This is a genomic window from Kribbia dieselivorans NBRC 106261 (assembly GCF_001552435.1).
Taxonomy (GTDB): Bacteria; Actinomycetota; Actinomycetes; order Actinomycetales; family Dermatophilaceae; genus Kribbia; species Kribbia dieselivorans.
Genome location: NZ_BCRE01000026.1, coordinates 1 through 12836 on the forward strand (window position 1 = coordinate 1; position 12836 = coordinate 12836).

The 12836-nt window shown below is 69.5% G+C and carries 12 protein-coding genes; 8 read left to right on the forward strand and 4 right to left on the reverse strand.

Annotation, left to right across the window (positions count from 1 at the left end; genetic code table 11):
- A partial coding sequence (locus KD1_RS02470) for a glycosyltransferase (protein WP_068397043.1) occupies positions 1-925 on the forward strand: 925 nt, incomplete at its 5' end.
- Here the strand turns inward: KD1_RS02470 and rfbA are convergent.
- Positions 900-1769 (reverse strand): glucose-1-phosphate thymidylyltransferase RfbA, encoded by an 870-nt coding sequence (gene rfbA / locus KD1_RS02475; RefSeq protein ID WP_068397076.1) that lies wholly within the window; start codon positions 1767-1769, stop codon positions 900-902. The genes KD1_RS02470 and rfbA overlap by 26 nt on opposite strands.
- A 60-nt stretch (positions 1770-1829) precedes the next feature.
- Here rfbA and rfbB point away from each other — a divergent pair, with 60 nt between their 5' ends.
- On the forward strand, positions 1830-2828 hold the full coding sequence (rfbB, locus tag KD1_RS02480; RefSeq protein ID WP_068397047.1) for a dTDP-glucose 4,6-dehydratase: 999 nt from the start codon (positions 1830-1832) through the stop codon (positions 2826-2828).
- 7 nt (positions 2829-2835) lie between these two features.
- Positions 2836-4215 (forward strand): sugar nucleotide-binding protein, encoded by a 1380-nt coding sequence (locus tag KD1_RS02485; RefSeq protein WP_068397050.1) that lies wholly within the window; start codon positions 2836-2838, stop codon positions 4213-4215.
- A gap of 479 nt (positions 4216-4694) precedes the next feature.
- Here KD1_RS02485 and KD1_RS02490 read toward each other — a convergent pair whose 3' ends face one another.
- On the reverse strand, positions 4695-5705 hold the full coding sequence (locus KD1_RS02490; RefSeq protein WP_068397053.1) for a beta propeller repeat protein: 1011 nt from the start codon (positions 5703-5705) through the stop codon (positions 4695-4697).
- 68 nt (positions 5706-5773) lie between these two features.
- Positions 5774-6352, reverse strand: coding sequence for an arsenate reductase/protein-tyrosine-phosphatase family protein (locus tag KD1_RS02495; protein WP_068397057.1), 579 nt, complete (start codon positions 6350-6352; stop codon positions 5774-5776).
- 97 nt (positions 6353-6449) lie between these two features.
- On the opposite strand from KD1_RS02495, the gene KD1_RS02500 reads away from it, so the two are divergent.
- On the forward strand, positions 6450-7856 hold the full coding sequence (locus KD1_RS02500; protein ID WP_068397060.1) for a tyrosine-protein kinase domain-containing protein: 1407 nt from the start codon (positions 6450-6452) through the stop codon (positions 7854-7856).
- A gap of 1 nt (position 7857) precedes the next feature.
- Here KD1_RS02500 and KD1_RS02505 read toward each other — a convergent pair whose 3' ends face one another.
- Positions 7858-8436 (reverse strand): arsenate reductase/protein-tyrosine-phosphatase family protein, encoded by a 579-nt coding sequence (locus tag KD1_RS02505; protein WP_083541969.1) that lies wholly within the window; start codon positions 8434-8436, stop codon positions 7858-7860.
- Between the two features lie 47 nt (positions 8437-8483).
- On the opposite strand from KD1_RS02505, the gene gmd reads away from it, so the two are divergent.
- The 4 genes from gmd to KD1_RS02525 form a co-directional block, all read left to right on the forward strand.
- Positions 8484-9494: a GDP-mannose 4,6-dehydratase gene (gmd, locus tag KD1_RS02510; RefSeq protein ID WP_068397064.1), complete on the forward strand. Its 1011-nt coding sequence runs from the start codon at positions 8484-8486 to the stop codon at positions 9492-9494.
- Complete coding sequence (locus tag KD1_RS02515; protein WP_068397067.1) at positions 9491-10729, forward strand: O-antigen ligase family protein; 1239 nt, start codon at positions 9491-9493, stop codon at positions 10727-10729. The genes gmd and KD1_RS02515 overlap by 4 nt, the downstream gene beginning before the upstream one ends.
- The gene (locus tag KD1_RS02520; RefSeq protein WP_068397070.1) at positions 10722-11969 is read left to right on the forward strand and encodes an MATE family efflux transporter; all 1248 of its coding nucleotides are present in this window, start codon (positions 10722-10724) and stop codon (positions 11967-11969) included. The genes KD1_RS02515 and KD1_RS02520 overlap by 8 nt, the downstream gene beginning before the upstream one ends.
- Positions 11966-12836 (forward strand): glycosyltransferase family 2 protein (locus KD1_RS02525; RefSeq protein ID WP_068397073.1); only part of this gene is annotated, 871 nt, incomplete at its 3' end. The genes KD1_RS02520 and KD1_RS02525, both read left to right, overlap by 4 nt.

Below are 12836 nucleotides of genomic sequence, written 5' to 3' on the forward strand. Positions count from 1 at the left end.
CGGCCGCCTGGCGCTGTGGCAGGGCACCAAGGTGCTTCCCCGCCGCCTCGACGGACGCGTCGACCACCGCTGGGCCGCCGGCGTCATGCGCGCCGCCCGCCGCGCCGACATGACCGACCCGCTGCTGTGGGTCAACGACCCGACCGGCGCGGCCGTGCTGTCCGTGACCGGGTGGCGTGCACTGTACGACATCACCGACGACTGGCTCGAAGCCGACCGCACCCCCGCCGAGCACGACCGCCTCGTGCGCGACGAGGAGTACCTCATGACGCACTGCGCCGAGGTCGTCGTCTGCTCGACCGGGCTGGTCACGACGAAATCCCCGATCCGCCCGGTCACGCTCATCCAGAACGCCGTCGACACCGCCGCCTACGCCCAGCGCCACGCCCGCCCGATCGACCTGCCCGCCGGCCGGGTCGCGCTCTACGCCGGCACGGTGCACACCGACCGCATGGACCTGGATCTGCTCGCCAACACCGCCCGCCGCACCGGCCCCGACGTCACGGTGACGATCGTCGGCCCCGTGCCCCTACCGGACTCCGCCGTGGCCACCCTGCGCGCCGCGGGAGTCATGATGCTCGGCGCCAAACCCGCCGAGCAGGTGCCGGCCTACCTGCAACACGCCGACGTGCTGCTCGTGCCGCACCTGACCAACACTTTCACCGACAGCCTCGACCCGATCAAGCTCTACGAGTACCAGGCCGCCGACCGCAACGTCGTGGCCACACCGGTGGCCGGGTTCCGGGACGTCACCGACCCCCGGGTCGCGGTCGTGCCGGCGGCGCAGTTCGCCGCCGAGGTGACCGACGCGGCCACCCGGCCCGTCCCGACCGGGCACGGCATCGTCGCTCCGTCGTGGGAGTCGCGGGTCGAACGGTACTCCGCGGTGCTCGACCGCCTCAGCGCTGCTGTTCGAGCAGGTTGAGCAGGTAGGCGCCGTAACCGCTCTTGGCCAGCGGCTCGGCGCGGCGGCGCAGCCCGTCGTCGTCGATGAACCCCAGCCGCCACGCGGCCTCCTCGGGGCACCCAACCTTGAGGCCCTGCCGCTGCTCGAGCGTGCGCACGAAGTTGCTCGCGTCGTTGAGGTCGTCGAACGTGCCCGTGTCGAGCCACGCCGTGCCGCGCGGCAGCACCGTGACCTGCAACTTGTCCTCGTTCAAGTACGACCGGTTGAGATCCGTGATCTCGAGCTCACCACGTGCGGAGGGGCGTAGTTCCTTGGCGCGCTCGACGACGGACTTGTCGTAGAAGTACAGGCCGGGCACGGCGAACGAACTCTTCGGCTGGGCAGGCTTCTCCTCCAGCGACACCACGCGCCCGTCGGCGGCGAACTCGACCACGCCGTACGCACTCGGCTCCGCGACCCAGTAGCCGAAGATCGACGCTCCGTCGACCGTGCGCAACCGCCCCAGCTGCGTGCCCAACCCCGACCCGTAGAAAACGTTGTCGCCGAGCACGAGCGCGGCCGGGCCGCCGTCGAGGTGCTGCTCGCCGAGGATGAACGCCTGCGCCAACCCGTCCGGGCTCGGCTGCTGCGTGTACGTGAGGTTGATGCCGAACTGCGATCCGTCGCCGAGCAGCCGCGCGAACTGCGGCGCGTCGTGCGGGGTCGTGATGATGAGGATGTCCTGGATGCCCGCGAGCATGAGCGTCGTCAGCGGGTAGTAGATCATCGGCTTGTCGTAGACCGGAACGAGTTGCTTGCTGATACCGAGCGTGATCGGGTGCAGACGAGAACCGGTCCCCCCGGCCAGGATGATGCCGCGCATGCGCTCCATCGTAGGGTGGGGCCCGGACAACCGCGCAGTCAATCAACCTCGGGGGGCATCGTGCAGCGTGTGCTGGTCACTGGCGGGGCCGGATTCATCGGCAGCAACTTCGTGCACCACGTGCTCGAGCACACCGACGCGGTCGTGACGGTGCTCGACAAGCTCACGTATGCCGCGAACCGGGAGGCGCTCGAGATGCTGCCCGAGGAGCGCTGCACCCTCGTCGTCGGTGACATCGTCAACGAAGAACTCGTCGACGGCCTCGTCTCGGCTCACGACGCGGTCGTGCACTTCGCCGCCGAGTCGCACAACGACAACTCCCTCAAGGACCCCTCGCCGTTCGTGCAGACGAACATCGTCGGCACGTTCACGATCCTCGAGGCGGTGCGCCGGCACGGGGTGCGGTTGCACCACGTCAGCACCGACGAGGTGTACGGCGACCTCGAACTCGACGACCCGGCGCGGTTCACCGAGGCGACGCCGTACGCGCCCTCCTCGCCGTACTCCGCCTCCAAGGCCGGCTCGGACCACCTCGTGCGCGCGTGGGTGCGCTCGTTCGGGGTCGAGGCGACGCTGAGCAACTGCTCGAACAACTACGGCCCGTGGCAGCACATCGAGAAGTTCATCCCGCGCCAGATCACCAACCTCGTCGACGGCGTGCGGCCGAAGCTGTACGGCGCGGGCCTGAACGTGCGCGACTGGATCCACACCGAGGACCACTCCAGCGCGGTCTGGGCGATCCTCAACCACGGGCGGATCGGCGAGACGTACCTGATCGGGGCGGACGGCGAGAAGTCGAATCTTGAGGTCGTGCAGATGATCCTGCGCCTGATGGGGCACCCGCAGGACGACTTCGAGCACGTCACCGACCGGGCCGGGCACGACCTGCGCTACGCGATCGACTCGACCAAACTGCGCTCCGAGTTGGGGTGGCAGCCGCAGTATCGCGACTTCGAGAGCGGCCTGGCCGCGACGATCGACTGGTACCGGGCCAACGAGGCGTGGTGGCGGCCGAAGAAGGCCGCCGTCGAGGCGGGCTACGCCGCGGCCGGGCAGTGAGCGCACAATGACGGAGCTGCGTATCGAGACCACCGACATCCCCGGCCTTCTCGTGGTGCGCCTGCCGGTGCACGGCGACGCGCGCGGGTGGTTCAAGGAGAACTGGCAACGGGCGAAGATGACCGCGCTCGGCCTGCCGGATTTCGGACCGGTCCAGAACAACATCTCGTTCAACGCTTCGCGGGGGGCCACCCGTGGCATCCACGCCGAGCCGTGGGACAAGCTCATCTCGGTCGCGACCGGGCGCGTGTTCGGCGCGTGGGTCGACCTGCGGGTCGGAGCGTCGTTCGGTTCGACGTTCTCGCTGGAGGTCGACGAGTCCGTGGCCGTGTTCGTGCCGCGGGGGGTCGGCAATTCGTACCAGGCGCTCGAGGACGGGACGGCGTACTCGTACCTCGTCAATGCCCACTGGCGGCCCGGGATTCGGTACCCGGCGTTGGCGCTCGATGACGCGTCGGCGGCGATTCCGTGGCCGATTCCGTTGTCGGAGAGCGAAATCAGCGACAAGGACCGCGCGAATCCAGTGCTCACCGACGTGTCGCCGTTCGAGGCGCCCCGCCCGCTGGTGATCGGTGGCGGGCAGGTGGCGACGGCGCTGCGGGCGGTGCTGCCCGACGCGGTGTTCGTGACGCGGCCCGAGGTGGACCTGGCCGACCCGGCGTCACTGGAGGCGTACGACTGGTCGGCGCACGATGTGGTCATCAACGCGGCGGCGATGACGGCGGTCGATCGGGCCGAGACGGCTGAGGGTCGGCGTGAGGCGTGGGCCGCGAACGCTTCGGGGCCGGCGGAGTTGGCGCGGTTGGCGCGCGAGCACGGGTTCACGCTGGTGCACTACTCGTCGGATTACGTGTTCGACGGGACGGTCGCCTCACACTCGGAGTCGGAGCCGTTGAGCCCGCTCGGGGTGTACGGGCAGACGAAGGCCGCCGGTGATGTGGCGGTCGCGTCGGCGCCGCGGCACTACATCCTGCGTACGTCGTGGGTCATCGGCGAGGGCGCGAACTTCGTCGCCACGATGAGGTCATTGGCGGAGCGCGGTGTGAGCCCGAGCGTCGTCGACGACCAGATCGGCCGGTTGACGTTCACGTCGGAGTTGGCGCGCGCGACGGTGCATCTGCTCAGTCACGACGCTCCGTTCGGGACGTACAACGTCACCAACGGGGGCGAACCCATGTCGTGGCACGCGGTGGCGGCGGCGGTGTTCGAGGCGTCGGGCCGGTCGGGTGATGACGTGTCGGCGACGTCCACGGCGGAGTACCTGGCCGGTCGGGAGAACGTCAGCCCCCGGCCGGCGCACAGCACGCTGGATCTGGCGAAGCTGGAGGCGACCGGGTTCGTGCCGACGGATCAGCTGACCGCCCTCGCGGACTACCTCGCCCGCTGAGGGTCGCGGCGCTTCCACGCGAGCGTCACACCAAACGGGCCTCCGTCACACGAAATAACCTGCCACGGAGGCCCGTTTGGTGTGACGCTCGGCCGCTTCTCTGGCGCTCAACTCCGCGACCCACACAGGCGGCACGAAGCGCTGCACAATGTGTGGTATGGCCAGTCGTAGGCGCCGTCCCCCGGTTCAATGCCCTTCGCTGATGGTGTTCAACGCGGGCCGGCCTCCTATCAAGGAATCCGCGGCCGAAAGTGGGTACGCGGAGCTTGCCCGGCAGCAAGCGACTGAGCGAGCCGAGCGGCGATCCGTCACTTATCGGCGTCGTCCAACGTGGGCTGACGACTGAGTTCAGCGAAAACTGAGCTGAGGCGCCGCGCTTCCAGGCGAGCGTCACACCAAACTGGCCTCCGTCACAGGTAATAACCTGCGACGCACGAGGCTTACGTGTGACGCTCGACCGTTTCCGTGGCACCGGGCGGTCAGCCGGCGGAGATCGTGCCCGCCTTGTCCCACCGCTTGAGGTCGTCGCTGCGGTAGAGGTCGTTGCCCACGGTCAGCCACCCGCCCTTGCCGACCAGCGCCAGGGCCACCGAACCGGCCTCGACCTTCTCGACGGACAGGCACGACGGGGTCGACGGCGTCGTGCCGCTGACCTCGTCACTCTCGCGCAGCGTCGTCGGCGGTGAGGTGGCGTCGCCGGTGTTGGTGACCGCCTGCATCTGCACCTCGCTGACGCGCACGCCGGTGCACCCGGAGGTGTTCACCTCGGCGGCGAACACGGCGCCGCTGCCCGCGGCGACGGCGACGGCCTTCGGCTTCTGGTCACGCGGTGCCCAGGACTTGCCCGTGCCCGAGGTGAGGATCTGTCCGTTGGCGCACAGCACGACGCCCGCATCGGTGTTGGCGTCGAGGTCGACAACGCTCGAGTCGGGGCACGCCGGGCTGGCCGGGTCGGCCGGTGACACGACGGTCGCGCCGCCCTTGGGGTTGCGCGCCCAGGTCTCGGACGGCCGCTGCGGGTCACTCCACGAACTGCCCGCGTCGCCGGTGCCCCACGTCCGCGTCTGGCAGTCGGTGCCGGCGCCGACGATGAAGGCCGCCTCGGCCCCGGTGGCGTGCACCCGCGTCAGGCTGCGCACCGCCCCGGGCAGGGTGCGCTTCGACCAGGACAGACCACCGTCGTGGGTGATCGAAACCTGGGCGCCACCCTTGGCACAGGAACCGCCGCGACCGACCCACACGGTGCGGTCGTCGAAAGCGGCCAGCACGGTCGCCACCGGTGCGATGGCCGCGTTGGCGGCCCGCTGCGACGACGGCGACGTCGCCGCCACCTCGGTCGGCACCGGACGCGCTGCCCGGGGGGAATCCGCACGTTTGCTCAGCGCCACCCCGAAGCCCGCGGCGGTGGCCACGGCCAGAATGACAGCGACCACGATCGTGCCGAGATTCAGCCACACGGAGCCGCCGTTCGGCCGTTGCCGTTTGCTCACACCGAACCCCTTGCCCGTCGCCTCACGCCCCGCAGGCTAGCCGAATCGCGGCGACGGGGTGCAGCCGATCACGCCCCGAGCAGGCGGCTCAGGCCCGGCATGAAGTCATCGATGCGGGTCACCATGGCCTCATGGACGGCATCGTCGCGACCGAACGGATCTGCGATGTCGGCCTCCTCGGGTGACAGCGGGGCGTGCATGCCGCGCTGCCCGTTGACCAGGTCGGCCACCTCGCGCACCCATCCGTCGGGGGCCGTCCGGGTCGGCAACTGGGCGTCGCCGACGAAGCCACCCAGGTGCACGAAGTCGGCCACGGTGAACGAGCGCTTCATCGCCGCGGGCCATGACTTGAGCAGGGCCGACCGCTGACGCCGCGTCATCGTCAGGACGAGCGCGGCCTCGTCGACCAGGCCCGCCGTGATGCGCTGCGCCACGAAACCCGTGGCGTCGACACCGCGCTCCGCCAAGGCCGCGGCCGAGCGCGACTCCATCGCCGCGCCCGTCAGGCCCTCGAGCCCGGCGCACGTGACGGGCATCGCACCCGAACCCCACGCCTGATCAACGACCCGCGTGAGCAGGTGACACAGGTACGGTGACCTGCAGACGTTGCCCGAACAGATGATGAGAATGCTCCCCCGATTCGACACGCCTACAGGTTAACCGCCGGTTCGGACAACGTCTGCGCTACGTATATTGGAGCGTCTTTCGCCCGCGCCCCCAACCCCGATGGAGGACCACCCCAGCATGGAGTTGCAGGACTACCTCCGGATCGTGCGGAAGCGGTGGCACATCATCATCGCCGCAGTCCTGGTGATGGTCGCCCTCGCCGCGATCTACAACATCACCGCGACCCGCGAGTATGCCGCCTCCACCAAGTTGTTCGTCTCGACCACCGGCTCGAGCAGCGACCAACTCGTCCAGGGGTCGACCTTCACCCAGCAGCGAGTGAAGTCCTACGCCGACGTCATCACGACGCCGAAGATCCTCGACCCGGTGATTCGCCGGCTCGATCTGAACACCGACGCGACGAAGCTCGCCAAGGAGATCTCGACCAAGGTGCCGCTCGACACGGTCGTCATCGACGTGGAGGTCACCGACCCGGACCCGAAGCAGGCCGCGCAGATCGCCAACGCCGTCGCGACCCAGTTCGTCGGTACGGTCGACGAGCTTGAGGGCACCCAGGGCGCGACCGGCACGTCGGGCAACTCCACCACGCACCCGATCAAGGTCACCGTCGTCAAGGAGGCCACGGCCGACCCGAACCCGGTGCGGCCCCAGACGATCCTCAACCTGGCGCTCGGTTTCATCATCGGTCTCGTGCTCGGCCTGGCGCTGGCCCTGTTGCGCGAATTGCTCGACACCTCCGTCAAGACCGACGCCGACGTGCGCGGGCTCACGGAGGAGCCGGTTATCGGATGGATCGGCTACGACGCGACCGCGCCGAAGAACCCGCTGGTCATGCACGACCCGCAGGGGCCGCGGGCCGAGAACTTCCGCGCGTTGCGCACGAATCTGCAGTTCGTCGACGCTGCCGGCGAGGCCCGCACGATCGTGCTGACCTCGTCGACGCCTGGTGAGGGCAAGACGACGACGACGGCCAACCTCGCGTTGACGCTCGGCGAGGCCGGCCACACCGTGTGCATGGTCGAGGCGGATCTTCGTCGCCCACGTCTGTTGGACTACCTCGGCCTGGACGGCAGCGTGGGTCTGACGAACGTGCTCATCGGCGAGGCCGACCTCGACGACGTGCTGCAGCCGTTCGGCGGCACGAACGCGACCGTGCTCGGCGCCGGGTTGATCCCCCCGAACCCCAGCGAACTGCTCGGATCGCCGACGATGAGCGCGATCATCACGACCCTGGCCGCACGCTACGACTACGTGCTGTTCGACGCTCCGCCCCTGCTGCCCGTGACCGATGCGGCGGTGCTGGCGCGCCAGACGGACGGGACCATCGTCGTGGTCGGCTCGGGGAAGATCCGCAAGGAGCAGTTGGGGCGCGCACTCGGGCTGCTGGAGCGGGTCAACGCAACCGTGCTCGGTGTCGTCATGAACATGGTGCCGATGAGCCGGCACACGTACAGCTACTACGGCGAGAGCGATGAGCGCGACACCGAGCGGCGTCGCAACAAGCGCGCCCGCCAGCGAGTCTGAGTCAGGCGCCGAGGGCGCGCGACAGCGCCGGGAGCATCGCGTCGACCTGGGCCGCCATCCGATCGAACGCCCGCGGGCCCTTCTGGTACGGGTCGAGGATGTCCGCCTGATCGGCCGGCAGCGGCGTGCGCACCGACCGCTGGGCGGCCGCGGCGGCGACGACCCCGTTGATCCACGCGACCGGATCGCCCTCACGCACCGGCCACGCGCCGTCGGGGATGCCCGAGGCGAGATCGGCGAAATCGGCGATCGCGAACGTGTAGCGCAGCGCCCTGGGGTGCAACCGGGTCGCCGCGCCCCGATGCGCACGCTCGGCCGTGAGGATCAGATCCGCGGCACGCACCATGTCGGCATCGATCTGCCGAGCGACGAATCCGTCGGCGTCCATACCGCGCTCCTCGAGTCGGCTGCGCGAACCCGCATCCATGCCCTCGCCGACCAGCGCTGCACTCCCTGCGCTGGTCACGACGATCTCGCCTGAACTCCACGCAGCGTCAGCGACGTTCTGGAGCGTCCTCTCCACGTAGGGTGATCGGCAGATGTTGCCGGTACAGACGACGAGTATCTGGGCGACGGGCACGGGTCCACTCTAGGTGGCCGCCCGTGCTCGGGGAGAAGGATGGACACGTGGCGCGCAAACGGGCCCTCATCACCGGCATCACCGGACAGGACGGCTCGTACCTTGCTGAATTGCTCCTCGGCAAGGGGTACGAGGTTCACGGTGTCGTGCGCCGCGCGTCCTCCTTCAACACCGAACGCCTCGACGGCATCTACCAGGACCCGCATGTCCCGGACCGCAACCTCTTCCTGCACTACGGCGACCTCTCCGACTCGTCGATGTTGGTCAATCTCATCCACGAGGTGACCCCCCACGAGGTGTACAATCTTGGGGCACAGAGCCACGTCAAGGTCTCGTTCGAGACGCCGGAGTACACCGCCGACGTCTCCGGGCTGGGCTCGATCCGCATGCTGGAGGCGTTGCGCGCCGCGCGGTCCGACGCCCGCTTCTACCAGGCGTCGACGTCCGAACTGTTCGGGTCCACTCCCCCGCCGCAGTGCGAGACCACGCCGTTCCATCCGCGCTCCCCCTATGGCGTGGCCAAGATCTACTCGTACTGGGCCACGGTCAACTACCGCGAGAGCTACGACATGTTCGCCGTCAACGGGATCCTGTTCAACCACGAGTCCCCCCGTCGCGGAGAAACGTTCGTCACCCGGAAGATCACGCGGGCCGTCGCGCGCATCCAGGCCGGGCTCGAGGACAAGCTCTACATGGGCAACACCGCCGCCATCCGCGACTGGGGCTACGCCCCCGAGTACGTCGAGGGCATGTGGCGGATGCTGCAGGTCGACGAGCCGGACGACTACCTGCTCGCCACCGGCGTCGGCGCCACCGTGCAGCAGTTCATCGACCGCGCCTTCGCCCGCGCCGGCCTCGACCCGGCCGACCACGTCGAGATCGACCCGCGCTACTTCCGCCCGGCCGAGGTCGACTACCTGTTGGGCGATCCGACGAAGGCCAGCCGGCAACTGGGGTGGACCGCGCAGACGCATTGGGACAGACTCGCCGACATCATGGTCGACGCCGATGTCCAACTGCTCCAGGACCAGCTCAACGGGCGACTCGCGATCCGTTGAGCCTGACCATCGCGCCACGACTGGCGACCGACCGGCCCCGGGCGACCCATCGCCCCCGGGTCCCGGTCGTCATGCCGAGGACGGTGACGACCGGTCTGGCGCTGGTCACCCTGGACGTGACCGGTCTGGTCTCCTATGGCCCGGCCTTCCGCTACGCCCTGATCTTCGGGGTGCTCGCCCTGAGCGTCATGCTCGACGTGCACCACACCCGCCGGCGCGGCGGCGGCATCACGACCGTGCCGTTCATCCTGCTCGCCGCGTGGCTCGTGAGCCTGTGGGCCAGCGCCCTCGGTGCCGCCCAGTGGCAGCCCAACACCCTCGTGGTCATCGTGACGTTCCTGATGATCGGGCTGGGCGCGGCGAACATGTGGCTGCCCGGGCGATCGGCGACGGCCGACCTCCCACCCGACGCACCCACGCGCTTCTCCCGCTGGGACACCCTCGCCTACTGGATGGCCGCGATCTTCGCCATCGTCGCGATCGTCGATGCCGCCACCGGCGTGCCCGGCAACCCGGTGAACCTCCTCGGGCACGAACGGGCCTTCGTCGCGATCTACCTGCTCTGCCTCCCCCGCCGCCGACACTCCTGGATCGTGCGTGTACTCGTGGCCTTGGCCATGGTGATCGCGCTGGTCCAGTACCCGGCCGCGACGACCGCGCTGGCATTGCTGCTCGCCGCCGCGGTAGCGGTCATCGTGCGTCGCACCGCCTACCCGATCGGATTGACGTTCCTGGCCACGACCACGGCCGGCATGCTCATCGTCACCGGCGCCGCGAGCGCCCTGCTCGCCTCCTTCTACGAGGTCTCCGGCCGCATCGACAACACCCACACCCGCACCTACCTCTGGAACCAGGCGCTCGAGGTCGTCCGCCAGTCACCCGTCGAGGGCGGCGCGACACGGGTGAGCATCACCTACCTGGCCAACATCAGCGGCCGTATCACCTACGTGCCGACCCACAACTCGTACCTGACCGTCATGGTCGTCGGGGGCATCGTCGCCGCGGTGCTGCTCATCGCCGGGCTCGTCATGCTCATCATCGGCGGGCTCTCACGGAGCCTGGAGGAGCGTCGTGCCCTGGGCAGCCAGTGGATCCCCACCCTGGTGGCCGTGTCGATGACGATGTACGTCAACCCGGTGGTCGACAAGTTCGGGGACTCGGTGTTCCTGCTCGCCGTCATCATGGTCGGGCTGGCCTCGTTGACCCGCTCGACCGAGTCGCATCCGGATGGCTGAGGCGTACCGCCCGCGTCACGGCCAGACGCGCGCCACCGGGGGGCTCCGGCATCAGATCCTGCAGAACGCGCTGCCCCAGGTGCTGCAGTCGGGCACGAACTTCCTGCTCACCCTCGGGTTCGCGCACGCCCTGGCGCCGCAGGCCTTCGGTGTGCTCTCGGCGTTCTGGCTGGTGTGGATGCTCGTGCTCTCGTTCAACCGCACGGTTTTCGGAGAACAGCTCATCGCCCGCGCGCACACCGGCACCTCGGTGGTCGGTTACGGCAGTGTGCTGACCCCGTGGATCGCCGGGCTGGCCGTGATCACCCTCGTCGTGCTCGGGATGCTCGGCGATGCCACGGCGCTCCTGCCCGGGGTGCTGTGCGTCATCCTCTTCGTCGCCTCCGACGCCGTGCGCTACGACCTCATCCACACCTCGGTCGTCGAGCACGGTGGCTGGTCGCTGCTCGGCTGGGAGACGGTGCGGGCCGTGCTGGCCGTCGCGTTCTACATCGCCGTCGTGGCCTCGGCGCCCGCGGGGCTGGTGGCGGTCCTGGCCATCGCCACCGGCGGGGTGCTGCTGCTGCCCGCACTCCCGGCCGCCGGCCGCCTGCGGGTCGGTGGCGCGCGGGCATGGCTGTCGACCATGGGGTCGTTCGAGGCGTGGATGAGCCTGCAGTTCTTCACCCTCACCGCGGCCAACCATCTGCTCCCCCTCGCCGCGGCCACACTGTTCTCCGCCAGTGCCTTCGGTTCGCTGCGCCTGACCCAATCGGTGACCAACCCGGCCGCGCTCGTCGCCACCGCGTTCCAGCCGGTGCTCATCACGACGTTCGGGAAGGCGGTGCGAGAAGGCCACCGACTGCGCTCCCTGCTCGCGCGCATCGTCGGGCTCGCCGTCGTCGGCGCGGTGGTCATCTCGGCCGCGGCCGTCGCGGTCGTCGTCGGCACCGGCCGGTGGTGGCTGCCGGCCGATCAGACCTCGGCGGTGTCGTACCTGATCCTGCCGGCGATCGTCGCCGTCGGGTGGGTGATGATCGGCCAACCCGCCGGGGCGCTGATCCGCGTGCTGCACCTGGGTCGGCAGAGCATGGCCGGTCAGCTCATCGGGTTGGCCATCACCCTCGCTGCGGTTGCGGTGCTGCTGCCGCACGGCATCCTCGGGTTCACCTGGGCTCTGACCATCGGCACCGCCGCGACGATGATCGCGACGTACGCCCTGATCCTCCCGCACCTGGCGGCTGATAGGAGTACACCATGACCCCGACCATCTCGGTCCTCACGCCTTCCTACGGGTACGCCCAGTTCCTGCCCACCGCGCTGGCGTCGGTGCGCAGCAACGTCATCCACGCCGAGCACGTCGTCATGGACGGCGGCTCGACCGACGGGAGCGTGGAGATCCTGCAGGCCAGCGACGCGGTGTGGCGCAGCGAACCCGACCGCGGCCAGTCGGACGCGTTGAACAAGGCCCTGGCCGCCGCGACCGGGGACATCGTCGGATGGCTCAACGCCGACGACTTCTACCTGCCCGGGGTACTCGACCTGGTGGCGCAGGAGTTCGACCGCCACCCCGACACGCACGTGCTCTACGGCGACACCGCGCTCGTCGACGGCGATGGGCGGGTGCAGCGACTGCTCAAGGCGTACCGCCCGGCGGTGCACACGACGCTCCGCTGGCGTGGGCCGAGCTACCTGAGCACGTCGACGTTCTTCCGGCGCGATCTGCTCGGGGTCGACCCGTTCGACCCGGACATGAGGATGATCATGGACTGGGATCTGTTCCTGCGGTTGCACGCGCAGCCGGGTGTGCGGTTCCGGCACGTGCCGGTGCCGATGGCCGGGTTCCGGTTCCACGAGGCGCAGGTGACGCACGGGCAGACGCAGTACACCGGGCCCGAGTTCAGCCGGCTGCGTCAGGCGCACGGCATCGACGAACGCCGCGTCGGAATCACCCGGCCGTTGGGCATCGGGTTGCACCGCGCGGTCAAGGTCGCGACCGGGTCGTTGGCGCTCGAGACCTCGTCGCGGGTCCTGGCCGGAGTGCCGTTGCTCGACGCACAGGGTCACGTCGTGCCGGGTACGGCGCGGGCGCTGCGGCGGGTGGCCGACCCGGTGGGCTGGCGGCGCC

Coding starts and splice junctions, on each gene's coding strand:
- rfbA (WP_068397076.1), bottom strand. CDS start 1,769: ATGCGCGGCATCATCCTGGCCGGGGGGACCGGTTCTCGTCTGCACCCG.
- KD1_RS02485 (WP_068397050.1), top strand. CDS start 2,836: ATGACGGAGCTGCGTATCGAGACCACCGACATCCCCGGCCTTCTCGTG.
- KD1_RS02520 (WP_068397070.1), top strand. CDS start 10,722: ATGGCTGAGGCGTACCGCCCGCGTCACGGCCAGACGCGCGCCACCGGG.
- KD1_RS02500 (WP_068397060.1), top strand. CDS start 6,450: ATGGAGTTGCAGGACTACCTCCGGATCGTGCGGAAGCGGTGGCACATC.